Below are 23142 nucleotides of genomic sequence, written 5' to 3' on the forward strand. Positions count from 1 at the left end.
TCAACATTACTTAAAAAGGGATACTGCCATTTTGAGCAGTATCCCCTTCAATAAGTTAAAACTCATTCTCGAATATCGTCCCCTTTTTGAATCTTGAATCCTTAAAGGCGAACTTCATCAGAATAATATAGGCGATGCCTGCCACAATAACGCCGATGATCCAGGCAAGCTCGACTTTTATAAAGGCAGCGCCGGCACCGATAAGCATGGCGAGCAGTGCGCATGGATTATACCCTGCAAATGGCCCGTCTTCTCTGTACAAATCGGCAACATTCATTTTTTGCTTTCTTAATATATAGTATTCGACTAATAAAATCGAAACGATTGGACCTAAAAAAGCGGAATAAATCAGAATGAATAAACCAAGGCCCTTTGCCGAAGAATCCTGTACAAGCACCCAAGGGAATGAGCAAAAGGCAAGAACTCCGGTTATGATAACGGCAACCTTATATTTCAACTTTGTAAGCAAAGTAATCACATATGTTGGTGGAATAATATTGGCAACCATATTTACCGCAATTGCACCTATAACGATAAATGCCGAAACGCCTACTGTGATATAAGGATTATCCACCACAATTGCAAACGCCTTAACTGGATTGGAAATGCCGGTAGCGGAAGCAAGCATTACACCGATTGTCAGTACGAAGCCGTATGCTAGTAAAATGGGCGAAAAATACAAAAATCCTCGTTTTGCATCACTGATGCCAGACTTAAGCTCTCTTGAATAGTCCCCTGCGCTTAAAAAGATAGCCGCATAGTTTCCTAAAAACATCATGATGAAAGCAAAGAACGGCAAGCCCCAAGAGCCTTCAGCGTGTACCCATTTTTCCGCGATGACCTCGCTATGTGATGTAAGAAGAATACCAAATACATAGACTAACGCCAGCATGATAACAATGGATGCAAGCATTTCCACCCATTTGATGGCATGGAAGCCATATAGCGAAAGCACAATTTGCACCAATTGAATCGCGACAAAGCAAATGACCGTATTATCAAAAGCACCACCCGTAATGATCTTTACGATTTCGTTTAAGGCAGTACCGCCGATCCAACTTTGAAAACCGTACCAGATTATGGCCGGAATACCACGCAAAAGTGATGATATGATGGAGCCTTTCATCCCGAAGGACATTCTGAGCTGAACAACATAGGGAATACCGGTCCTGTATCCAATCCTATCATTTAAAGCGAAAATCACGGAAATGATAGCGATGGCAATGGCAGCTGCGGTAAATGTCTGAAGAATATTCAACGTAGCGGTTCCCGCTACGACCAAGCTTGCCCCAAGTGTCATATTCCCTAAATTGACGCCGTCCCCAATCCACATGAACGTATAGGATATCGGGCCAACCGTCCTATCTTCTTTTGATCTCGGCTTCAGAGATTCATCCAAATCCGCAGCATGGTGGAACTCCGCCTCTTCTAAAGCATGGCTTTCTAGATATGTAGACAATTTACACTCAACTCCTATTCATAGTGTGTTATATGATATGACTATTGATGTGATGAAAACTAACATGAGAAAAGTATACAGGTTTCGTATTCAGGAATCATTAGAAGAAGTGTGAAATTTCAGATATTATTTTGTGCTTTTTAACTAAATGAAGATCAAATGAACTCTTGTCGTGCTGTATCGTGATTTGTTTGCAATCAGTAAGGTTGCTGCGGCAGCCCTTTTCGGGAAAAACGACGCAGCATAGGTAAGATTAAGCCTTGAAATTCATTGAATAGAAGTGATAAAATTGTTATATCAGTGTGTAGAGATATTGGTCTTTTTTATTGACCAAAAATATATGTCTCACGATACGTCTGCCATCTGAAATATTTTTAATGGGGATGATCATATGCACGATGAAACAAGATTACCGCGAAATGGAAAAGACTTTGTATTATTTTTAGCGATTATATCAATACTTTCAGTCAACATTATTGCACCACTTATTATGGGATTTAAATTTGGATTCAGTAAAGAAGTGTATTTTGAAACCTTACGAGTAATTCCATTTGTATGGATTTGTGTCATTTTATTAGTAACACTTGTTGTAAATCCTCTGGTTAATAAACTCGTACAAAAGTTTATTGAACCTACGGACGGTTTTAATGCAAGAGTGTTATTCACAATATTATTCAGCGTAACCATCTTGTCCATTTTACTGACGGTTATCGGATCTTGGATTGGCATGAGAGAAATTAGTATGGAGCCGATTCAGACGTTCTTTTATGAGTGGCCACGTAACTTTTTCATCGCATTTTGGGTTGAAGTACTGATCGCACAGCCGATAGCGAGGTTTGCAATGAAAAAATTACATGCAAGTCAGGCCCGTAAAGCAGTAAATGCGTAACATTCAAATAAATTAAAAGCCCATATAGCCGATTGGTTTTATTCAAAACCAGTCGGCTTTTTCGTGCAGAAAAGCGGGGTAATTAATGAAGAAATTTCCATTTTCCACACAATGAAAAGCTGTCAAATGATATGATTAAATAAAAAATTGTACTTAAGGGGAAATAATTTCTTGAAAATAGTTAAAATCATCTTAGCAATAATTGTAGTTGCTTTATATGCATATCAGCTAATTACTGGAAGTGTTGAGTTGATGCCATATTCTATGTTGTTTCTGGCGGTAATAATGTTAATTACAGGATTAGAGGAGCCTCAAAAAGATAGAAAAGGAGGATCTTTGAGGTACGTTGTTGTCTCATTATTTCTTTTTTTTGTATCCATGCTGGGTTTCTTAATGGACTAATTTGTGTTTTTGTTTAAAAACGAGAGCTACGATTACCTCTTTAGTAGGTGAGGAGGAAAAATGAAGATAATAGAACTGCCGATTGAATTTGAATTTAATGGACAAAAAAATCACATAAATCCTAGCTTGATTATTTTGAAGAACGAACTAACCTTGGTCGATGCAGGGTATCCAAATTTTTTACCTTTAATTGAAAATGAAATTATAAAAAATGGTTATGAAATGAAGAATTTAAAGAATATAATCATTACTCATTATGATATTGATCATATAGGCTCCTTATATGATTTCAAGGAAAAGTATCCTTTGATTAACATTATAGCAAGTGAAATTGAATCAAAATTTATTAGTGGTGAAATGAAGTCAGAGAGATTGGTTCAAGCCGAAAAAATGCTGGGAAATATGCCAAATCAAGAAATCGAATTCGGTAAATGGTTTATACAACAATTAAAGAATTTGAAGTATGTTTCAATTGATGAAAAGGTACATGATGGTGATTTGATTTTAGATAACGAATGCAGGGTAGTAGCAACACCAGGGCATACTTCAGGGCATATTTCATTATATTTTCCAAATTTAAAAAGTGTAATAACAGGTGACGCAGCTGTTAAAGAGAATCATGAATTGGTCATTGCTAATCCACACTTTTGTTTAAATGTCGAGGAAGCAGAACAGTCCTTAAGAAAGATTAAAGATCTAAGAGCTGTAAATTACTATTGTTATCATGGTGGGACATTCACTTTATAATTGGGTTTTGCTTAAGATTGGGGCTGTCTTTAGGCAGCCTTTTCTTATGAGCTAAAGGGGCAGGATAGTTAAGGGCTAGAAATGAAACCCCCATCTAAACCAGGAAGGGGGTATATGTGTTTGAGGTTTTAAAATTAAATAACTTATTGTAATCTTGACATTTCTTTATTGCGGGCGGTGACAGCTTCGCTGGTACTACCCATTTATACAGAAAAAACCGAACTTTTTACAGTTCGGTCAAGCAAAGGTGGGGGAATATATCCTTTGGAATCTATATTGTTTGCTAGTTTGAAGATTTTTGTAGAATCATAATATATTAATAATTCTGCTGTTCACTTCCAACAGGAAATGAAACCCCCATAGTTCGTAAAGCTTCTTTTGCTTGATTTAAATAGGATTCTGCTTGTTCTTGCCATTTGATAATCACTTTAATAAAGGCTATATATTCAGGTCTTGCATTTTCCTCCATTACTTTTAATCCTTCATGTACTTTTTTATCTTGGGTTTCAGCGTTTATTATACAAGCTGTCATTGTTTCTACAATGGTTTGCTGTTGCTCGCCATTTTTTAGTCTTTGGGCTGACCCCACTGCGGTTACACGGTGATATGAAGCAGGGATTAGATGGTTATGCATCTCGCGACTTCCTTTTAAATCTTTGGTTTCGGGTATATGGAAAAGCTCACTGCTCATGGCACATACCATTTCTTCAGCATATAAACTTTGATGTAACATATATAAAATAGGTTCCCAGTTGTTTACTCGATAATAATAATCATTCGGATACAAAAAAACATCTCCTCTTTCAGTACATTTTATCGTTATAATTTAGGATCGAAATTAATGAAATTGTGTTTTCCATCATATGTTTATTAATGTTGTCCAGTTCAAATAATATTGCAAAGGTTAAACATGGATACCTTATTCCTAAATGACAACTTAATATGTACCTTTACCGCCTCTAGTCAAGATGTCCCAGTAACTCAGTAGATTATTTATGAGAAAATACATATAAATCCAACATTTTATCCTCTGAACAGAGATGGAGACTATTGGTGTCATCTTCCTGATTAGAGCATAAGATGATATTACCCATTTATTCCTCCTTAAAAAAAAGGAGATGTTTCTATATGTCAGGTTGTGAACATGATTTTGACCGCGGTTTTGGATTTGGTGGAGGTTTCGCCTTTATAGTCGTTTTGTTTATACTCTTAATCATTGTTGGGTGTAGTTGTTTTTAAGGCGGGAAAGGGCGGCTTCTGCTAAAAAAGTATAAAAAAGCCTGACCGTATTTGGTCAGGCTTTTTATATTTAATCTAAGTATCATCAATTTTTGAATCAGCCTAGATACTGCTTTAATATTTCTAATCCGATTTTTAACTCATCGAATGAGTTTGTGGAAGAAAGTGCAATACGCAAATACATATCAGGGGTGGTCTGCCCGCTTTGAAAACGATTGGAATGAAATACCCGAATACCGCGCCTTTTCAAATCCGTTTCCAGCTGTAACGCATCGTTATGTCCTTTAATTGGAAGCCAACGATAAAGACTGAGAGGATGTCCAACATCCATTCTTAAAGGAAAATATTCCGAATAAATATCATTTGCAGTTTGTGCAAGCTGTTTCTTTTGAGAAACAATTTCATGAGCCTTTCCTGATAGGATTAACTCTGTGATAACCTCTGCATCAAAAGAAGAGGTCTTTACATTAATGTTGAAAATCGCTTGGGCAATTTTCTCGCGAAAGGCCTCCCCATAAACCATATAGGCAACTCTTAATCCAGAACATATTGACTTAGAGGTGCCGCAAATATAAACGCTCTGTTCCGGAAGCAAATGGAACATCGGCTGCCGGTAGTCGGAGATAATGCCTGCAGTCAGAAATGCATGAATATCATCCTCAATCAAAATTAAACGATGCTTACGGATGATCGCAGCTAATTCCTGCTTTCGAAAATCTGACATCATGACTGTAGTTGGATTGTTGCAAGAGGGCATCAGGAAAATGCCGTCAATATTTGTTTGAGAACACTGCTTTTCAAGTTCATCTGGCAGCATTCCATAATGGTCTCCGGGAATGGGCACTAACTTAATATGAAACATCTTTGCCAGCTCGATAAAGTTTGAATATGTGTATAAGTCGGTTGCAATTCTATTACCAGGCTCAAACAAAGCTGCCAAGGCTATGGCCAATGCATTTTGGGCACCGGAAACGATTGCAATATGCTCTTGATCCGCGTGAATGCCGAAAGATTCCATCCAGTTTAGAGCTGCTGTTTTTTGATGTGGAATACCAGTCGGGTCGTTGTAATTCAGCAGATGCTCCAAATAACTTTTGTTCACAGTTTTTTGTAAAGTTTCTGAAACAATATCATTGGTTTGCTCAAAAGATGCCACAAAACCAAGATCAATGCTGTTTGCCGCTTTATCTGCGGAAATGGTTATGGAACGAGTGGCATTAGGAGCCACAAAGGTTCCGCTTCCCGTAACAGCATATATCAATCCCTTTACTTCACATATTTTGTAGGAACGGGTAATCGTGGTGAAGTTTAAGTCTAGAAAATCCGCCAATTCTCGTTGCGGGGGCAACTTGGTTCCAGGTGCTATAAAACCATTTGTTATATCTTGTTCAAGTAATGAAGCAAGAGATTTATAAAAAGGACGCTTTAATGCTTTCTTATCAGGTTTCCAAGACATTGGATAATTGTCAAATGAATTTACGGGCATAGTTCACCTCTACTATCATATTCCATACAATCATAACATTTTTTGTATGGAACTCTAATGGATTTGAGCTGGCTTTAAACGAATATAAGGTGATAAGCCTATCAGTCCGCCCGTTTTATGAAATGTGCGAATTTTATTTTAATTGTAATCCATACAATTAACTTGTTTTTTGTACGGATTGTGTATGTTAAGTTTAAATAAATTTAGTCATCAGGATGTGAATTATATGAAAAAAAGAACTCAAATGCTAACTGCATTTCGTGCGGCTTTTCCGTACACAGTACCCATTTTGGCAGGATTTTTATTTTTAGGCATCGCTTATGGAATCTTTATGAATTCATTAGGGTTCAGTGCGATTTACCCGATATTGATGAGTCTAACGATATTTGCAGGATCGATGGAGTTTATTGCAGCCAATTTATTGCTTGTCGCGTTCAATCCGATTAACGCCCTTTTTCTAACATTAATGGTGAATGCACGGCATTTGTTTTATGGCATATCAATGCTGGATAAGTATAGGGGGACTGGTAAGAAAAAGCTGTATCTGATTTTTGGGCTTTGCGATGAGTCTTTTTCCATCAATTGTACCGTTGATGTTCCGAAGAATGTAGACAAGGGCTGGTTTATGTTTTTCGTGACAATGCTCAATCATTGCTATTGGGTGATAGGATCAACGATTGGCGGTATTTTTGGCTCTTTTGTCAAGTTCAACACAGAAGGACTCGATTTTGTTATGACGGCTCTCTTTGTAGTGATTTTCATTGAACAATGGATGAAAGAGAAAAAACATCATAGTGCTCTCGCTGGGCTTGGGCTGTCAGCTGTCTGCCTTATTATTTTTGGCGGAAGCAATTTCATCATCCCTGCCATGTTTGCCATTTTGGGGGTACTCACCTTACTTAGAAAGCCGTTAGAGAAAGTTGAGGTGAGAACCATATGACAATGACTTTAACGCAGCAAATCATTACAATTGCGATGGTTGTTTTAGGCACAATGCTTACAAGATTTCTTCCGTTCATCGTTTTCCCATCAGGTAAGCCCACACCGAAGTATGTACAGTATCTCGGTAAAATGCTGCCATCCGCGGTAATTGGGCTTTTGGTCATTTATTGTTTAAAGGACGTGAGCTTACAATCCGGAAGTCATGGCATCCCTGAATTCATTGGGGTGGCTGTAGTTGCCCTGCTTCACCTTTGGAAGAAAATGATGCTCCTCTCCATAGCGGGGGGAACGATTGTCTACATGATGCTGCTTCAATTGGTTTTTTAAATTGATAATAATCAGCACCTCCAATTCACGTCACAATTACTGATATCAATGGTATTGGAAGGGGCAGGTAATGGTGAAGAAGCAAATTGATGAATATCAAATTTATGAAAAACACTATGAACAAATTCATGAGCAAGTGAAAAACGATCCGTATGCTCAGTCGTTAGGCATTCAGTTGAAAAAATTCGAGGCTGGTTTTGCAGAAGCAACATTAGAAGTGCAAAGCACTATGGTAAATGCATATGGAACTGTTCACGGGGCAGTTATTTATGCTGTAGCAGATCATGCTTTTTCCGCAGCCTGTAATGCCTATGGAAAAACATCATTAGGACTTTCGACAACCATCCAGTTTATTGAATCAGCTAAACCCGGAGACAAGATAGTAGCCCGTGCAACTGAAGTCAAAAGAAACTATCGGACAGGATTTTATCGAATAGACGTCTTGCATGAGCAAAACCTGATCGCGACCATGGAGGCAGTGTCATACCGTAAGGACCATTATTTTATTGAACTTGATGATGAACAAGATTAATCAGTTTAATAGTTTACGAGCAGAGCTGTCTTTAAGACAGCTTTTTTCTTATGGCAATATAGGGCAGGATTTTAATCCATATCTCCGTAAACTCAACTTTAAATGAATACCTCTTAGTAAAATACAAATGTTGATAACCTCTTGTTCCCTCATTTTGGTTATTTAAAGGAAATATTAATCAATCCGCTTTCCAGCACTGATATAAAGTCGATTCCGATTTAGATAGAAACGTAAGAGGATTAGGCATTGATTTAAGAGAAATAGGACAGCGGCCGCTTTTTAATCTGTAGGATAATGAGGATACCTCTACATTAATACACTACTCTTTTATAGTGTTTATGTGCTAATGCCTCAAATTACAAATTCACTGTATATATGGGAACGATTGCTAGTTTTGTATAGTGATAATTTGGAAATAAACTTGGAGGAAAACAGATGAAAAAACTAATATTTATGTCCCTGGCTTTGGTCATGTCCAACACTCTTTCTGCATGTAACAGCAATAATGACAGTAATGGGATTTCCCAACAGGAACAACAATCAGAATCCAATCGTGAATTGGTTGAATTCCCTGAGAACTACGATAAAGGTGTAAACTATACCACTGTCAATCGTGGAAATGTCAGGGAGGAACTATACACGAGCAGGGAAGCGATCGAAGCGGTGCAGAACGGTCAGTCAATCCCTGACGGCACAATAATCACACTCGAAATCTATCGGGATGAAGATCTTGATGAAATCTTCGTAATGGAAAAGCGTGCTGGCTGGGCTGATGGGAATCCAGCTGAGATGCGTAATGGAGATTGGCTATACCAGGAATTCAATGGAGACAAGTCGGTGGATTACAAGGAAGAAATCGGCAGATGCTTTACTTGTCATGCGAACCAGGAACGGGATGACTTCGTGAACACGATGGATGAAATGAAAAGTTTTGACCTTGGAGAGTTTACAGGATCAAAGGATGGCAATACGGGATCCCAAATCGCAGGTATCCCCACCGAACACTGGGAGGTGAAAGCGGCAGATGATCTGGAGGGCTCTCAGGATATATTGCATGAAAGCAGATTAATGGAGGAAGAAAAATCCGGAATTATCCAGAAGGTTCTTTTGATGGTTCATTATAATAAAGAGACATAGGGAGTTAGCTTACGGAAAACCGACCTAGGGATAAATAAAATTAGAAAGAGGAGAACTTCTTGAATCGAAATATGTTAATCAGGCTGGTCATTGACCTTTCTATGACAGTTCTGATGTTAGTTGCAATGGCTTACCAGATTACAGGAAATGCAATGCATGAACTGGCAGGAGTATTATTGTGTTTATTGTTTATTACCCACAATATTTTAAATCGACGATGGTATAAGACGATCTTTAAGGGAAAACACAATGTACGACGTATTCTGAGTATAGCGGTCAATCTGCTTTTTCTTGTATCCATGGCTGCAGTGATGATAAGTTCTGTGCCCATATCTCGTGACATAATACCTTTTATTCCGATTAACAATGACACGGTTCCATTGCAGATACATGTTATGACTTCATATTGGGGATTTATCTTCATGGCTGTGCATATAGGAATGTCCTGGGCAACCATTATCAATTCAGTTCGAAAGATGACGGGCATTACTGGCACCAGCCGTATCCGCACCATAGCATTTCGTGTCATAGCGGTGTTGATTGTTGTTTACGGGGTTCAGGCTTCTTTCGAGAGGGAGATGATTTACAAATTAACCATATATAATCCGTTTGGTTGGAAATTTAATGATTCCTCCATGGGGTTTTTACTAGATCATCTAGCTATCATGGGAATATATATCAGTGGGACTCATTATGTTCTGAAATTTGTTCAGAAGCAGGATAAAACAAATTTCCAGAATAAAAAAGTGCATTAATCCATAATAGATTAATGCACTTTTTTATTCATATGTTGCCTTCAGGCGGTTAATATCTTCTTTTGGGGGTAAACCAAACAAGCGGGAATATTCACGGCTGAATTGGGATGGGCTCTCGTAGCCTACGCGGAATGCTGCTTCAGTGGCATCTGTTGACTCGGATAATAATAGGCGCCGGGCTTCCTGTAGCCTCAGTTGTTTTTGGAACTGAATGGGACTCATTGCTGTTACCTCTTTAAAGTGCCTATGAAGCGATGAAACGCTCATATTTGCAATTTCCGCAAGGTCTTCAATCCGAAAAGACTGGTCATAATTATTCATTATATGGTCGACAACGTCGCCGATTTGATAGGTGGAACTTCCTTCTATCGCAATTTGGCCAAGAGTAACTCCATGCTGCCCTTGTAAAACCCTATAGATGATTTCCTTCGTGATAAGAGGTGCGAGTACCGGTATATCATTAGGATTGTCCAGCAAACGAGCTAATCTGGTTACCGCGTCCAACAGAGATATCTCTATTTGGCATACATACATGCCTCTTTTAGCATGTTCTTTCTGGTTAACAGCAAGTTGAGAATCCTGTAATACCTCTAAGATCTGGCTTGGTGTAAATTCGAGTTTGAGTGCCAAATATGGATTTTCGGAAGAGGCTTCTGTGACTATTCCGGTAATTGGCAAGTTAACAGAGGCAATAAGGTAATCGGCTGGACCGTATACATAGCGATCCTGTGCAAGCAGTACCTCCTTCATTCCTTGAACGATTATACATAAGGAAGGCTTGGAAACTCCGTAATTCGGACCGGTAACTGTAGAGAATCGAGAGTAAAATAAAGAAGGAATAGCAGTCGGATGAGACCCGTCCTCGCCTGTGTGACTCTCAATGAGTTGGGTGAGCTCTGCCCGCTGTTTATAGATTTGTTCAGACATAAAGACCTCCTTGATTCCTTATTCTTTCTAGTTCCATTCTAATACATATCGCTCTGGAATTTAAGTGATGTGAGAGGATTAGGCAATGATTTGGCAGGAATGGTATAAGGGTTTCTTATTTATATATTGCATAATAAGGGAGTAATTGAATGTGTTGAAACGCACCATGGCTAACTCTTATCATTTTTTAGTTCGAACATCTCAATTATACAATCAGATTTTCTTACTGCCGCCAATGTGCTTAACACCACATCGGTTGCGGATAAAATATAACAGCAAAGTGACAATCAAAAAAGAGGAGGGAATATAAGTTATGCAAAAACGCAGATTAGGAAAAAGTGACTTAGAAGTTTCTTCTATCGGACTTGGATGCATGGGCATGAGCCATGGTTACGGTCCTGCTTCGGACAAGAAGTTGATGATTTCGCTGATTCATGAGGCAATTGACCGAGGTGTTACTTTTTTCGATACTGCCGAAGTATATGGTCCATTTGTAAATGAGGAGTTGTTAGGAGAAGCGCTTGCTCCTTTCAAGGGAAAAGCGGTTATTGCGACTAAATTTGGTATCCAAATGGTAAATGGCAAGCAGGTGCTTGACAGTAAGCCGGAGCGTATTAGGCAATCAATCGAAGACTCGCTTAAACGGCTTAAGGTTGGCACCATTGATCTGTACTATCAGCATCGGGTGGACCCAAGTGTTCCAATTGAGGAGGTTGCCGGAGTAATACAAGACCTGATCAAGGAAGGCAAGATTAAGCATTGGGGACTTTCTGAAGCAGGGGTGGAAACGATTCGTCGTGCACACTCGGTTTATCCACTCACTGCCATTCAAAGTGAATACTCAATGATGTGGAGAAGTCCTGAAGAAGAACTGCTGCCTGCCCTTGAAGAGCTTGGAATTGGATTTGTTCCTTTCAGTCCGTTGGGTAAGGGATTCCTTACTGGGAAAATTAATAAGGACGCAACGTTCGGCAGTTCCGATTTCCGCAGTATTGTTCCTCGCTTCAAACCTGAGAATATCGAAGCAAATCAGGTATTGGTCGAACTGATAAAGAAGATTGCTGCAGGAAAAGATGCAACGCCTGCTCAAATCGCTCTATCATGGGTACTTGCTCAGAAGCAATGGATTGTTCCGATTCCCGGTACACGGAAATTGGAGCGCCTCGAAGAAAATCTTGGTGCAGCAGATATTGAACTGACCCATGAGGAATTAAATGATTTGAACAATGCGCTCTCGAAAATCGAGATTTCAGGAGATCGCTATCCGGCAGAATACGCAAATAGAGTAGGTAAATAACAGATAAAACAGGAGGATTTCATATGCAAAAAGTAATCTTGAACAATGGTGTTGAAATGCCGATACTAGGTTTTGGGGTTTTTCAAATTCAAGATGAAAATGAATGTGAACAAAGCGTTTATGACGCTATTATGGCAGGCTATCGTCTTATCGATACCGCTGCCTCTTATCTAAATGAAGAAGCAGTAGGCAGAGCAATCAAGCGGAGTGGTGTGCCACGTGAGGAATTGTTTATTACTACAAAACTCTGGGTTCAGGATGCTGGTTATGAGAGCACAAAGAATGCATTCACAAAATCGCTGAAAAGACTGCAATTGGATTATTTGGATTTGTATCTGATCCATCAGCCATTTGGGGACGTATTTGGTTCTTGGCGTGCAATGGAGGAATTGAACCGTGAGGGAAAAATTAGGGCAATTGGGGTTAGTAACTTTCAGATGGACCGTCTAGTGGATTTGATTATCCACAATGAAGTAATTCCTGCAGTAAACCAGGTTGAAACTCATGTTTTTAACCAACAAATAGAAAGTGCGAAACTTATGAAAGAGAACAATGTTCAGATAGAGTCGTGGGGTCCATTTGCTGAAGGAAAAAATGATATGTTCCAGAACGAAATATTAGTGTCCATTGCCGAAAAGTATAATAAATCTGTGGCACAGGTGATTTTACGATGGTTGACACAAAGAGGAGTCGTTGCGATTCCAAAGTCTGTTCGTAAGGAAAGAATCATCGAAAACTTCAAAATCTTTGACTTCGAATTGGACCAAGAAGATATGGAGAAGATTGCTGCGTTAGATACGAAAGAGAGCTTGTTCTTTTCTCATAGTGATCCTGAAATTGTGAAATGGATCAGTACCCGTAAACTTGATATTTAACGCTCTCTTCCAAAATGAAGCGAAGAAATAGTCGATTTCCTTTTAGGAATTTCGGCATTTCTTCGTTATAAACATTTGATAGGGATTTTAAAAAGCGGAAAAGGATTTATGCACAAAAAGGATTACTGATGAAGTTTACCAAAGAAATGAGTAATTATTGTTGATCTATCGGGTGCGTTATCTGAAGGTTGGAGCTGTCTTTAAGACAGCTTTTTCTAATTGAGGTAAAGGGGCAGGGAAATCCGGTAACTTTATTTGGAAACTATGTTAAGATTGGGGTATTGATTTTTGAAAGGCGTTGGAATATGAGTCAAGACAATCCAAAAACAAAGATATATCTTTGGCTATCTGTTACGCTTTTACTCTGTGGAATTGTTTCTTGGATTCCTTATTTGGTCTTTAAAATTGAAGTATCTTACGGGATGCTAACATTTGTTCTTAACCCAATTGGAGTAATATTAGGTTCATTTTCAAACAATAGATTAATAGCCTTTAGCAATTTATTTATGGTCTTTAGTTTTATTCCTGTTATGATATTTGTATATCTAACAAAAGGGTACATTCCTATGTGATTGGCAGGGGATTTTTTGACACTCCATCAAACGTTATATAGAAGTAATAGATGCAAGAGCAGTAAATCAGATCTGTCATCTATATAGGTTTAGTTATGTGAAAATGATACTCCATCTAAAAAATAATAAAGAAAAAGTTATTGTATTGCAGTTCGATAGAATTATGGTAAAAAATAGGATGATAATTGTTCAACTAACAGGTGCTTCACTTCACTAAGAAAGGTTGCTGCGGCATCCTGTTTCATATGAAACTAACGGGGTCAGGTTAGTTCAAGAAGGTAAAGGGAAGATACTAATCAATTAGACTTCCTCTTTATGTAATAACGGAATAGAATATAAATAAAAAGGTGATTACAATTAAAAAAGTAAAAAGTATCCTATTTTTTCTTCTTGGATCCATATCTCTTTTGATTGGTATTGCAGGGACTGTGTTACCAGTTCTGCCGGGCGGTCCATTTTACTTATTTGCTGCTTTTTGCTTTGCTAAAAGTTCCAAGTCGATTGAAAACTGGTTCAAGAGCACCTCATTATATGAAAAATACGTTGAAGCATTCCTGCAAAAAAAAGGTATGACTCGAAGAGAGAAAATCAGAATCAATATAATTGCCGATTTCTTCATCGTAATTTCTGTATTTTATGTGGACATCCTATTAGTGAAAATCTTATTGGTCGTGCTAGCCCTCTACAAACATTATTATTTCATTAAAAAAATTAAGACAATTGACCGAAAAAGTACGGAAAAAAAAGCTTTTTGAGCCTTAATTAACGGAGTTGCATCGGCAGCTCTTTTTTTATGGAGCTAAAGGGGCAGTATAGCTAAATAAAAACAAAGGGGAAATCCCCTGATCCCAAGCAAATCTAACAGAAGGCATTGTTTCTTGCCATAAGTTAACAAAGTGCCAACATGCATTCCTGCGTAACACTCATGTGCTTAGACGGTGCTGACAAATGGCAGTCTGTTATAGGATAATGGTGATATATATTGATGGGCAAAATATTAGGGAAAACTCCATAATGAAGGAAGTGCTAAACGATGAATTTAGAAATGGTCATGCAGGAGCTTGAAGCCCTTGGCAAGGAACGAACTAAAAAAATGTACATATCCAATGGTGCGCATGAGCCGCTTTTTGGCGTGGCTACAGGCGCCATGAAACCAATTGTAAGGAAAATAAAAATAAATCAGCGTTTAGCTGAAGAGCTTTATTCGACAGGTAACTATGATGCAATGTACTTTGCAGGCATAATTGCAGACCCAAAAGCCATGACTGAGTCTGATTATGATCGCTGGATGGATGCTGCGTATTTTTATATGCTGTCCGATTATGTAGTGGCTGTAACTTTATCAGAGTCAGATATTGCACAAGAAGTTTCCGATAAATGGATTGCAAGCGGTGAAGAGCTGAGAATGTCAGCGGGCTGGAGTTGCTATTGTTGGCTTTTAGGAAATCGAAAAGATGTTGAATTTTCAGAAAGAAAAATTTCCGATATGCTTGACCTTGTGAAAAGTACGATTCACAATTCGCCAGAACGAACGAAATCCGCTATGAATAATTTTCTATACACCGTGGGGATTTCATATTTGCCACTCCATGAAAAGGCAGTCGAGACCGCAAAGGCAATAGGAATTGTAGAAGTCAAACGGGACAAGAAAAAAAGCAGTTTTCTAAATGCTTACGAAAGTATTCAAAAGGAAGTCGGTAAAGGAAAGCTTGGTTTTAAGCGCAAGCATGTAAGATGTTAAAATTGGTTTTGCAAAATTGAAGTGTAATTTCAATAAAGGAGGTTGCTTAGGCAGACTTTTTCTTTGTTGATGAACCAATACACAATAAATGTGGGGTGAATTATACTTGAAGTCATTTCAACTGAACGAAAAAACAAGATCTTTTTTATCGGAATATCAATTATTTGAAGATGATTTGATACAACAAGTTCAGTTGCAGCACCGTTTGGAATTAGTATCGGCATTTGGGATTCAAAAAGGAATGCGTGTATTAGAAATAGGTTGTGGTCAAGGGGATACAACCGTTGCTATAGCAGACGCAGTAGGGGAAAGCGGATCTGTTGTCGCAATAGATATTGCTAGTCCCGATTACGGAGCACCGTTAACATTAGGTCAAGCAGCAGAACGTATTAAGGAATCTTCATTAGGAGAGCGTATTGACTTCCATTTTGAAATGGATTTTAATTTTTTTGAATCACCTATACCATTTGATGTGGCGGTATTATCCCATTGTTCATGGTATTTCAAGCAACCCGAAGATTTATTGAAATACTTTAAAAAAATTCGTAAATTGGCAGAACTTATATGTTTTGCAGAATGGGACCTCGATTTTACCTGCATTTCTCAACGTCCCCATTTTTGTGCAGTTTCCATTTTGGCATTGTACTCAAACTTCGTAAAGAATGAAGGAAATATCCAAAACTTGTTTCATAAAACTCAAATTCACCAGCTACTCCAGCAGGCAAATTTTGAAGTGATAAAACAACTTACCGTAGATGCAACATTTTTACAAGACGGTCAATGGGAAAAAAGTTATGCAAATAGTATCCGTGCAGAATTTATTAAAGTTCCTTACATGATGCAAACGTTGATAACTGGTTATTATGAACTGATGAACAATTCGAATGAAAAGGAGAATTCATTAAATGGTTTCATTGTTTGTGCAAAGTAATGGGTTCCTCATTTGCGACCGTCACAGCTCATTAAAGCTATAGTACCTTTTAGTTGAATTAATCAAATTTGATGTTTTTTCTCCTTAAGCAAAAAAGAAAACAATTCGGCAGCTCTGGATTTTGACCTCATTTGTTAAAGTACCAAAAAGCATATCTTCAAATAATCAAACTGAATACTGAATCACAAGAAAATCCATTTTGATCATCTTTCTCAAAATGGATTTTTTTATTTACGCTCGTTAAAGAGGACATTTAGATTTATTTCAAAGCTACAGCAGTTAAAACATTTCATTAACTTCCCATGATTCGACTATTTGATGCGCCAACCTTGGATCATATCCTTTACCCATCAGATAGGCAATAGCTGCAATTTCCATCATTGCATGAGGGACAGATGTTTTTTGAGCTTCGTTTAAACCATACTGTACCCAAGGGCCGACCTGTGACAATGTCTCTTGTTTAAGTTGGTGTGGGTTAGTGTAAGGAGGATACACAATATTACATCCTTTCAAAAATATAGTTAAATATCACAATTCTATTTTATGCACCTTAACTCATCCCGTGTTCGATAATCTCTAATTTTATAGATAAAAGTTATGGGTCAAAGGATGTCCTTCTTCAACAATGGAGGGTGGGGAGTTTAAGTTGGAAATTGCACAAGTGTTTCTAATTAAAGTATTGTAACTTCCTCGAGAAGAAACAATCAGCCTAAAGAATATAAACTAAATCAGGAAAAGTGAATTTTTTGAAATTGGTTAAACTAGGGGTATCTATTAATCCTTCAAAGATTTATAAAAAATGTTGACAAAGTCCACTAATCACAATAAAGTATTAGTGGATAAAGTCCACTAAAAAGGAAGTCTAAAATGAATATAAATAAAAATACCATTGCAGATATTCGTCAATTCAATAGATTTTATACGAATCTACTTGGTGTGTTGGATAAGCATATTTTGGATACCGGATATTCTTTTACTGAGGCACGGGTAATTTTAGAAATCGGTTTGATGGAGCAGTGTATAGCGAACAATTTAGTTGATAAACTGGAAATTGATCGCAGCTATATGAGCAGAATAATTAATAAGTTAAGCAAAGATGGACTGGTTATGAAGGAAAACTCGGCCTTGGACAACAGAACTAGTCTAATTCGGTTGACTCCTAAAGGGTTGACTCTTTTTGACCAGCTTAATGAAAGATCTGATGAACAATTAGTGAGGTTATTCCAAGGATTATCAGAAAACGAAATAAAAGAAATCCACGCTTCTATGATGTTCATTCAGAAGAAATTGGATAGTTTGGGGAGATTATAGGATGATACGTTTTGAAAATGATTATACAGAAGGTGCTCATAAGCGAATTCTGAAACGGTTAATAGAAACCAATGAAGAACAAACACCCGGATATGGAGTGGATGAACACTGTGAAAAAGCGAGAGCCTACATTCGAAAAGAGTGTGATGCTGCAAATGCAGATATACACTTTTTAGTAGGAGGAACACAAACGAATACAACTATTATCGCTTCAATTTTGCGGCCGCATCAAGGTGCCGTTTCTGCAATTACCGGTCATATCGCGGTACATGAAACAGGGGCGATTGAAGCCACTGGTCATAAAGTGCTTACTTTGCCGAGTGATGATGGAAAAATTCAAGCTGGACAGGTGAAAGAATTATATGATGCTCACTGGAATGATGTTACTCATGAGCATATGGTACAGCCAGGCTTGGTTTACATTTCTAACCCTACAGAAAATGGAACGACTTATAGTAAAGCCGAATTGGAAGCATTGAGTGAAGTTTGCCGGGAATGTGGTTTGCCATTGGTATTGGATGGAGCTAGATTAGGGTATGGCTTGGCTTCGAAAGACAGCGATTTAACCTTGGCGGATGTTGCCAGGCTATGTGATGTGTTCTATATAGGGGGAACGAAAGTTGGTGCAATGTTTGGTGAAGCGGCAGTCATCATGAATGATGCCCTGAAAAAGGATTTCCGCTATTTCATCAAGCAAAAGGGAGGGATGCTGGCTAAAGGGAGACTTTTGGGGATCCAGTTTGAAACCCTATTTGAAGATGGCTTATATTATGAAGTTTCTAATCATGCCGTGGAAATGTCAATGATGATTCGAGAAGCATTTGTTAAAAATGGATTTTCATTACGATATGACTCCACATCAAATCAGCAGTTTCCCATCTTGCCCGAAGATGTAATTTTGGAATTAGGCAAAAAGTATTCATTCTCCTTCTGGGAAAAAGTCGATGCTACACACAGTGCTGTGAGATTTTGTACCAGTTGGGCTACGAAAAAAGAACATGTTGATATGCTCGTAGAGGATATTAACGCAATTAAAGGAGAAAAAAATGGCCACGATAGAGTTATATGTAGAGAATAGTTATCTAAAAGAATGTTCGGCAAATATTGTTTCCATACAAGACCGATTTGTTGTGTTCAATCAAACCATTTTTATCCTGGCGGCGGTGGGCAGCCTTGTGACCGGGGGATCATTAAACAAGGTGATGAAAGCTATAATGTATTAGCAGTAAAAAAAGTAGATGGTGAAATTATTCATGAACTAGAACGTCCATTACAGGACATTGATCAAACAGTAGAAATGCAGATTGACTGGTCTTGGCGGTATCAGAATATGCAGTATCACACATTATTGCATGTCATTTCAGGTTATTTATATGAATATTACAATGCTTTAGCTACAAGCAGTCAAATTGAAAAAGAACATGCGAGATTAGAGCTGTCTTTTTCTCTTGAAATAATACAAGAAATACCATTCGATCAATTAGAACAAACGATAAAGAAGGTACTGGCCCAACCCCATAATGTTGACACGAATACAATTAGCAGAGCTGAAGCAGAGCAAAAAGAAGGGGTTATTAAAACGGTCATTAATTTACTTCCAGCTTCTATTAACGAAATTCGAATCGTTCAAATAAATGATATTGATGAGCAAGCATGTGGCGGAACCCACGTCAACAACACTAATGAAATTAAAGACTTTTCCATAATGAAAATTCAACAAAAAGGTCCGACGGAAAAAAGGATCAAAATTCAACTATTGGATTAAATTTAATGAGGAATATAAATGGCAGAGATACGTCCTTGTAATTTGGTATTAAGCTAAGTCGGAAACATCGTCCGTGTTTTTTAATTCAATTGACTATCAATGATGTAAATGATTATTATTACTACAAGAGTTTATTCGCTTAAAGAAGGTGTTGGACTAATATGACCTGGGTTTTGAATGTTTCAAACCACCTAACCGATAATGCAGAATCTCTAGCTGAAGAAATTGTTGAAGGTGTTCTGCATAGTATGGAATTAGATATTCCACTGTGGGAAAAAGAGCAAGCAATAAAAATGTATATGGAATTTATAAATTTTTTAGGTGAATCACTTTTGGTCATGGATGAGGGAGTGCCACAGACACTCATTGAATGGAGTAATAAGAACGCAGCTGGACAGGTATCTCCCGAAGGGGCGATTTCAGAGATAATTGTTCGTTATCCGCCAACGAGGGACATTTTTACCGACATTATTACGAAAATCAGCTTAGAGTTTCAGCTTTCATTAAAAGATCATTCCTTCATTATTAAGAGGATAAACAATATGTTGGACATAAGCCTTAATGAAACCATTTTTGCTTTCGAACGCCTTTCCGACGAATATAAGGAGAAAACGCAAAGAGAACTGGATGAGCTTTCAGCACCCATTGTAATGATTAAAGATGGTATTGCGGTACTCCCATTGATTGGTATTATAGATTCATATAGGGCGAATTACATTATGGAAAAAGTCGTACCAAAAATTTCTGAACTACGGTTAAACTATGTGATTGTTGACTTCTCAGGCATATTGAAAATAGATACAGATATTGCACGTCATCTTCATCAAATAGGACGAATGCTTGATTTGCTAGGAATACAAACCCTTACAACAGGGCTACGCCCTGAATTAGCCAAAACCGTTGTAAAAAGCGGAATTAATATGTCGGAAATTACTTCTTTCGCAAACGTTAAGCAAGCATTAGAAAGCATTAAATAAAACTATTATACCAGCAATATATCTGCTGGATTTTTTTATACAATGGATCGGTTAAAACAATTATGTTGAGTTTCTTCTTAGTCTAACGGGGCAGGTCAGTTCAACAAGCGATTTCTTATTGTCGTGTTGTTACTGTTTAATGTCAGTGGAGGCTGTTGAACTTCTAAGATCCAAAGGTGTTAATGCATTTCGTTTAGAGGAAGGTGTACATGATTGGAAGAAATTACAGAATTATAAATGAGGTCTTAACAAATGTCCAGTAAAACTTTTCAAAAGAACCAGAGTTATGTAGATTCTCAAGAAAAACAAAAGATGTTATACAAACGTACATTAATTATTGTAAGTATTTCACAAATTTTTGGCGGTGCTGGGTTAGCGGCTGGAATTACGGTGGGGGCACTTCTTGCACAACAAATGCTTGGCACAGATGCATTTGCTGGACTTCCTTCTGGTTTATTTACTTTAGGGTCTGCAGGGGCTGCTTTAATCGTAGGTAGACTTTCTCAACGTTACGGTCGTCGTACAGGTCTAACAGCTGGTTTCATGATAGGGGGACTTGGAGCGCTAGGGGTCATAATCGCAGCTATAATAAATAGCGTTTTCCTTTTATTTGCTTCCCTTCTTATTTATGGTGCAGGAACAGCGACAAATTTACAAGCTCGTTACGCTGGTACGGACTTGGCAAACAATAAACAACGCGCTACTGCTATTAGTATTACTATGGTGTTTACAACATTTGGTGCAGTTGCAGGTCCGAATTTAGTGAATGTAATGGGGGATTTTGCTCTTTCCATTGGCGTTCCATCATTAGCTGGTCCTTTCATTTTATCAGCAGCAGCATTTATCTTAGCAGGTCTTGTACTTTTCATTATGCTTCGCCCAGACCCATTAGTTGTAGCAAGAACAATGGAAGCGTCCAACCAGGAAAGTAATCGAATTGAGTATTCGATTGATACTGAACGAATAGAAAACAAAAGAGGTATTATGGTTGGTGCGACAATTATGGTTCTTACTCAAATTGTAATGGTGGCTATTATGACAATGACACCAGTTCATATGAGACATCATGGACATAACTTGGGTGAAATAGGTCTCGTTATTGGTTTTCATGTAGCTGCAATGTATCTTCCTTCACTGGTTACAGGTGTCCTTGTTGATAAGTTTGGCCGTACTGCCATGGCTATTGCCTCTGGAGCTACGCTGCTTCTGGCAGGTTTAATATCAGCGATTGCACCAGGCGATTCTATGATTCTCCTAGTTATTGCCCTTTGTTTACTTGGATTAGGATGGAATTTTGGTTTAATAAGCGGGACTGCTCTTATTGTTGATTCAACTGACACTTCAAACCGGGCTAAAACTCAAGGTACAGTGGATGTTTTAATAGCCTTATCAGGAGCTTCTGGCGGTGCCTTATCAGGAATGATTGTGGCCGGTTCAAGTTATACAACATTATCATTTATTGGAGGTTCATTATCTTTATTATTGATTCCAGTGGTAATCTGGTCTCGGGGAAGTAAAAAATAAAAAACTGATTTCTCTACGAAATCTGTTTTTTTGTTGATCTAACAAGTGCTATACTTCATTGCCAGGAGCTGATCTGCAGCTCCTTTTCTTATGCAACAAACGTGGCATAATGCCCCCTCATATAGCAACATTTGTGGTACCTCAACCACCGCGTAATACTTGCCCCCTTATTTTCTTCAGTATCGACTTCAATCGTTCAATTTTGGAATTCACCTTCACTGTATATCCGTATTGCATATAAACCCGTTTTTCAATTCATATAAAAGGCTTGAAAGCGATTCTAGTTGCTATGCTGCCGTGCTTATTTTCATATATTAGGACAAGTCACCATGCAATGAAGGACTCTCCTTCATAACATATAACATCTTGAAAAAATGGGTAATGACAGGTTGTTAAAAGGACCATTCGAGTTCCTTTTTTATTTATTATATTAAGTTCGGAAGCCATACTAGGAGTGATAACATGCATCCATTGGAAGCAAGATCATTAACGTTAGCCTATGGAGAAACAATAATTATTGACCAACTAAATTTACAAATTCCAAATGGGGAAATCACGGTTTTTATAGGTAGTAATGGTTGTGGTAAATCAACCTTGCTTCGTTCTTTAGCACGTCTATTACGCCCTAAGGAAGGTTCTGTTATTCTCGATGGGAAAGATATTGAAAAATGGCCGACAAAAGAAATTGCCAAACATTTGGCTATTCTTCCACAGGGACCAATTGCTCCGGAAGGACTTTCTGTCACTCAATTGGTAAAGCAAGGGAGATACCCTTATCATAATTGGCTGAAGCAATGGTCGGAAGAAGATGAAGTTATAGTGAATAAAGCATTGGAAGCTACAGGAATGAAATCTTTAGCAGATCGTTCGGTTGACTCCCTATCCGGGGGACAACGACAAAGAGCCTGGATTGCCATGACACTTGCGCAAGAAACAGACATCATTCTTTTAGACGAGCCAACCACGTATTTAGACATGACCCATCAAATCGAAATACTTGATTTGCTGTTTGAATTAAACGAGAAAGAACAGCGTACTATCGTGATGGTTCTTCATGATATAAATCTAGCTTGTCGATATGCTCAACATATTGTAGCGATTCATAACCGAAACGTTTTTGCTCAAGGAAAACCAGAAGATATTGTAAATGCCGATATGGTTCGTTCGGTTTTTCAAATAGAATGTGAGATTACTGTCGATCCATTGTTTGGGACCCCTTTATGCATTCCATATGGCAAAGGGAGAAAAGTAAGTGATGGGAAGTAATATGCTATTCATTATTGGGTATCTACTATTCTTGAAAAAAT

General features: G+C 38.0%; 25 protein-coding genes and 1 pseudogene. 21 read left to right on the plus strand and 5 right to left on the minus strand.

All coding sequences use genetic code 11. The features are described 5' to 3' along the window. Window positions 1-55: 55 nt before the first annotated feature. The gene (locus ACWF5P_RS00215; RefSeq protein ID WP_101223320.1) at window positions 56-1459 is read right to left on the minus strand and encodes an NCS1 family transporter; all 1404 of its coding nucleotides are present in this window, start codon (window positions 1457-1459) and stop codon (window positions 56-58) included. 391 nt (window positions 1460-1850) lie between these two features. Here ACWF5P_RS00215 and ACWF5P_RS00220 point away from each other — a divergent pair, with 391 nt between their 5' ends. From ACWF5P_RS00220 to ACWF5P_RS00230, 3 genes are all read left to right on the plus strand, one after another. Next, window positions 1851-2348, plus strand: coding sequence for a hypothetical protein (locus ACWF5P_RS00220; protein WP_434167806.1), 498 nt, complete (start codon window positions 1851-1853; stop codon window positions 2346-2348). 171 nt (window positions 2349-2519) lie between these two features. Next, window positions 2520-2750 (plus strand): DUF3953 domain-containing protein, encoded by a 231-nt coding sequence (locus tag ACWF5P_RS00225; protein WP_101223318.1) that lies wholly within the window; start codon window positions 2520-2522, stop codon window positions 2748-2750. A gap of 60 nt (window positions 2751-2810) precedes the next feature. Next, complete coding sequence (locus tag ACWF5P_RS00230) at window positions 2811-3497, plus strand: MBL fold metallo-hydrolase (RefSeq protein WP_434167805.1); 687 nt, start codon at window positions 2811-2813, stop codon at window positions 3495-3497. A 316-nt stretch (window positions 3498-3813) separates the two neighbouring features. On the opposite strand, the gene ACWF5P_RS00235 is transcribed toward ACWF5P_RS00230, so the two are convergent. Continuing rightward, complete coding sequence (locus ACWF5P_RS00235; RefSeq protein WP_260358597.1) at window positions 3814-4284, minus strand: hypothetical protein; 471 nt, start codon at window positions 4282-4284, stop codon at window positions 3814-3816. Window positions 4285-4625: 341 nt separating this feature from the next. Between ACWF5P_RS00235 and ACWF5P_RS00240 the strand changes: the two are divergent. After that, window positions 4626-4733 (plus strand): annotated as a pseudogene (locus ACWF5P_RS00240) (YjcZ family sporulation protein); the annotation flags it as partial. Between the two features lie 100 nt (window positions 4734-4833). Here the strand turns inward: ACWF5P_RS00240 and ACWF5P_RS00245 are convergent. Next, a complete protein-coding gene (locus tag ACWF5P_RS00245; protein WP_402939730.1) occupies window positions 4834-6222 on the minus strand; it encodes an aminotransferase-like domain-containing protein in 1389 nt (462 codons plus the stop codon). A gap of 184 nt (window positions 6223-6406) precedes the next feature. Here ACWF5P_RS00245 and azlC point away from each other — a divergent pair, with 184 nt between their 5' ends. The 5 genes from azlC to ACWF5P_RS00270 all read left to right on the plus strand — a co-directional run bounded on the left by azlC (window position 6407) and on the right by ACWF5P_RS00270 (window position 9915). After that, window positions 6407-7162: an azaleucine resistance protein AzlC gene (gene azlC, locus ACWF5P_RS00250; protein ID WP_230178092.1), complete on the plus strand. Its 756-nt coding sequence runs from the start codon at window positions 6407-6409 to the stop codon at window positions 7160-7162. Next, window positions 7159-7491 carry a branched-chain amino acid transporter permease gene (locus tag ACWF5P_RS00255; RefSeq protein ID WP_434167804.1) on the plus strand — a complete coding sequence of 111 codons (333 nt, stop codon included), beginning with the start codon at window positions 7159-7161 and terminating at the stop codon, window positions 7489-7491. Before azlC ends, ACWF5P_RS00255 begins: the two co-directional genes overlap by 4 nt. A 70-nt stretch (window positions 7492-7561) precedes the next feature. Next, window positions 7562-8023, plus strand: coding sequence for a hotdog fold thioesterase (locus ACWF5P_RS00260; RefSeq protein ID WP_434167803.1), 462 nt, complete (start codon window positions 7562-7564; stop codon window positions 8021-8023). Between the two features lie 435 nt (window positions 8024-8458). Further along, window positions 8459-9160: a cytochrome P460 family protein gene (locus ACWF5P_RS00265; RefSeq protein WP_434167802.1), complete on the plus strand. Its 702-nt coding sequence runs from the start codon at window positions 8459-8461 to the stop codon at window positions 9158-9160. Between the two features lie 59 nt (window positions 9161-9219). After that, the gene (locus tag ACWF5P_RS00270) at window positions 9220-9915 is read left to right on the plus strand and encodes a DUF4405 domain-containing protein (RefSeq protein ID WP_434167801.1); all 696 of its coding nucleotides are present in this window, start codon (window positions 9220-9222) and stop codon (window positions 9913-9915) included. Window positions 9916-9939: 24 nt separating this feature from the next. On the opposite strand, the gene ACWF5P_RS00275 is transcribed toward ACWF5P_RS00270, so the two are convergent. Further along, window positions 9940-10842 (minus strand): AraC family transcriptional regulator, encoded by a 903-nt coding sequence (locus tag ACWF5P_RS00275; RefSeq protein WP_260358591.1) that lies wholly within the window; start codon window positions 10840-10842, stop codon window positions 9940-9942. Window positions 10843-11155: 313 nt separating this feature from the next. Between ACWF5P_RS00275 and ACWF5P_RS00280 the strand changes: the two genes are divergently transcribed. The 6 genes from ACWF5P_RS00280 (at window position 11156) to ACWF5P_RS00305 (ending at window position 16258) form a co-directional block, all read left to right on the plus strand. Further along, window positions 11156-12139: an aldo/keto reductase gene (locus ACWF5P_RS00280; RefSeq protein WP_452444409.1), complete on the plus strand. Its 984-nt coding sequence runs from the start codon at window positions 11156-11158 to the stop codon at window positions 12137-12139. Window positions 12140-12162: 23 nt separating this feature from the next. Beyond that, window positions 12163-13014, plus strand: a complete 852-nt coding sequence (locus ACWF5P_RS00285) for an aldo/keto reductase (protein WP_434167799.1) — start codon at window positions 12163-12165, stop codon at window positions 13012-13014. A gap of 188 nt (window positions 13015-13202) precedes the next feature. Then, window positions 13203-13586 (plus strand): hypothetical protein, encoded by a 384-nt coding sequence (locus ACWF5P_RS00290; protein WP_434167798.1) that lies wholly within the window; start codon window positions 13203-13205, stop codon window positions 13584-13586. Window positions 13587-13933: 347 nt separating this feature from the next. Next, window positions 13934-14341, plus strand: coding sequence for a YbaN family protein (locus tag ACWF5P_RS00295; RefSeq protein WP_260358589.1), 408 nt, complete (start codon window positions 13934-13936; stop codon window positions 14339-14341). Window positions 14342-14619: 278 nt separating this feature from the next. Then, the gene (locus ACWF5P_RS00300) at window positions 14620-15327 is read left to right on the plus strand and encodes a DNA alkylation repair protein (RefSeq protein ID WP_101223306.1); all 708 of its coding nucleotides are present in this window, start codon (window positions 14620-14622) and stop codon (window positions 15325-15327) included. A gap of 106 nt (window positions 15328-15433) precedes the next feature. After that, window positions 15434-16258, plus strand: a complete 825-nt coding sequence (locus ACWF5P_RS00305; RefSeq protein WP_434167797.1) for a methyltransferase domain-containing protein — start codon at window positions 15434-15436, stop codon at window positions 16256-16258. Between the two features lie 279 nt (window positions 16259-16537). Here the strand turns inward: ACWF5P_RS00305 and ACWF5P_RS00310 are convergent, their stop codons facing one another. Further along, the gene (locus tag ACWF5P_RS00310; protein ID WP_137020796.1) at window positions 16538-16753 is read right to left on the minus strand and encodes a hypothetical protein; all 216 of its coding nucleotides are present in this window, start codon (window positions 16751-16753) and stop codon (window positions 16538-16540) included. A gap of 372 nt (window positions 16754-17125) precedes the next feature. On the opposite strand from ACWF5P_RS00310, the gene ACWF5P_RS00315 reads away from it, so the two are divergent. The 6 genes from ACWF5P_RS00315 (at window position 17126) to ACWF5P_RS00340 (ending at window position 23101) form a co-directional block, all read left to right on the plus strand. After that, window positions 17126-17569, plus strand: coding sequence for a MarR family transcriptional regulator (locus ACWF5P_RS00315; RefSeq protein WP_434167796.1), 444 nt, complete (start codon window positions 17126-17128; stop codon window positions 17567-17569). 1 nt (window position 17570) lies between these two features. Beyond that, window positions 17571-18647, plus strand: coding sequence for a threonine aldolase family protein (locus ACWF5P_RS00320; RefSeq protein WP_452444410.1), 1077 nt, complete (start codon window positions 17571-17573; stop codon window positions 18645-18647). Between the two features lie 12 nt (window positions 18648-18659). Further along, window positions 18660-19334 carry an alanyl-tRNA editing protein gene (locus ACWF5P_RS00325; RefSeq protein WP_452444411.1) on the plus strand — a complete coding sequence of 225 codons (675 nt, stop codon included), beginning with the start codon at window positions 18660-18662 and terminating at the stop codon, window positions 19332-19334. 161 nt (window positions 19335-19495) lie between these two features. Then, a complete protein-coding gene (locus ACWF5P_RS00330) occupies window positions 19496-20311 on the plus strand; it encodes an STAS domain-containing protein (protein ID WP_452444412.1) in 816 nt (271 codons plus the stop codon). A 252-nt stretch (window positions 20312-20563) separates the two neighbouring features. After that, window positions 20564-21835: an MFS transporter gene (locus tag ACWF5P_RS00335; RefSeq protein WP_101223299.1), complete on the plus strand. Its 1272-nt coding sequence runs from the start codon at window positions 20564-20566 to the stop codon at window positions 21833-21835. Between the two features lie 462 nt (window positions 21836-22297). After that, the gene (locus ACWF5P_RS00340) at window positions 22298-23101 is read left to right on the plus strand and encodes an ATP-binding cassette domain-containing protein (RefSeq protein WP_434167792.1); all 804 of its coding nucleotides are present in this window, start codon (window positions 22298-22300) and stop codon (window positions 23099-23101) included. The last annotated feature ends 41 nt before the right edge of the window (window positions 23102-23142 follow it).

The sequence above is a fragment of the Peribacillus sp. NPDC055009 genome, assembly GCF_053608705.1.

Coding starts and splice junctions, on each gene's coding strand:
- ACWF5P_RS00220 (WP_434167806.1), top strand. CDS start 1,851: ATGCACGATGAAACAAGATTACCGCGAAATGGAAAAGACTTTGTATTA.
- ACWF5P_RS00230 (WP_434167805.1), top strand. CDS start 2,811: ATGAAGATAATAGAACTGCCGATTGAATTTGAATTTAATGGACAAAAA.
- ACWF5P_RS00245 (WP_402939730.1), bottom strand. CDS start 6,222: ATGCCCGTAAATTCATTTGACAATTATCCAATGTCTTGGAAACCTGAT.
- azlC (WP_230178092.1), top strand. CDS start 6,407: ATGTTAAGTTTAAATAAATTTAGTCATCAGGATGTGAATTATATGAAA.
- ACWF5P_RS00255 (WP_434167804.1), top strand. CDS start 7,159: ATGACAATGACTTTAACGCAGCAAATCATTACAATTGCGATGGTTGTT.
- ACWF5P_RS00260 (WP_434167803.1), top strand. CDS start 7,562: ATGGTGAAGAAGCAAATTGATGAATATCAAATTTATGAAAAACACTAT.
- ACWF5P_RS00265 (WP_434167802.1), top strand. CDS start 8,459: ATGAAAAAACTAATATTTATGTCCCTGGCTTTGGTCATGTCCAACACT.
- ACWF5P_RS00275 (WP_260358591.1), bottom strand. CDS start 10,842: ATGTCTGAACAAATCTATAAACAGCGGGCAGAGCTCACCCAACTCATT.
- ACWF5P_RS00280 (WP_452444409.1), top strand. CDS start 11,156: ATGCAAAAACGCAGATTAGGAAAAAGTGACTTAGAAGTTTCTTCTATC.
- ACWF5P_RS00285 (WP_434167799.1), top strand. CDS start 12,163: ATGCAAAAAGTAATCTTGAACAATGGTGTTGAAATGCCGATACTAGGT.
- ACWF5P_RS00300 (WP_101223306.1), top strand. CDS start 14,620: ATGAATTTAGAAATGGTCATGCAGGAGCTTGAAGCCCTTGGCAAGGAA.
- ACWF5P_RS00315 (WP_434167796.1), top strand. CDS start 17,126: ATGAATATAAATAAAAATACCATTGCAGATATTCGTCAATTCAATAGA.
- ACWF5P_RS00320 (WP_452444410.1), top strand. CDS start 17,571: ATGATACGTTTTGAAAATGATTATACAGAAGGTGCTCATAAGCGAATT.
- ACWF5P_RS00325 (WP_452444411.1), top strand. CDS start 18,660: ATGTTCGGCAAATATTGTTTCCATACAAGACCGATTTGTTGTGTTCAA.
- ACWF5P_RS00330 (WP_452444412.1), top strand. CDS start 19,496: ATGACCTGGGTTTTGAATGTTTCAAACCACCTAACCGATAATGCAGAA.
- ACWF5P_RS00335 (WP_101223299.1), top strand. CDS start 20,564: ATGTCCAGTAAAACTTTTCAAAAGAACCAGAGTTATGTAGATTCTCAA.
- ACWF5P_RS00340 (WP_434167792.1), top strand. CDS start 22,298: ATGCATCCATTGGAAGCAAGATCATTAACGTTAGCCTATGGAGAAACA.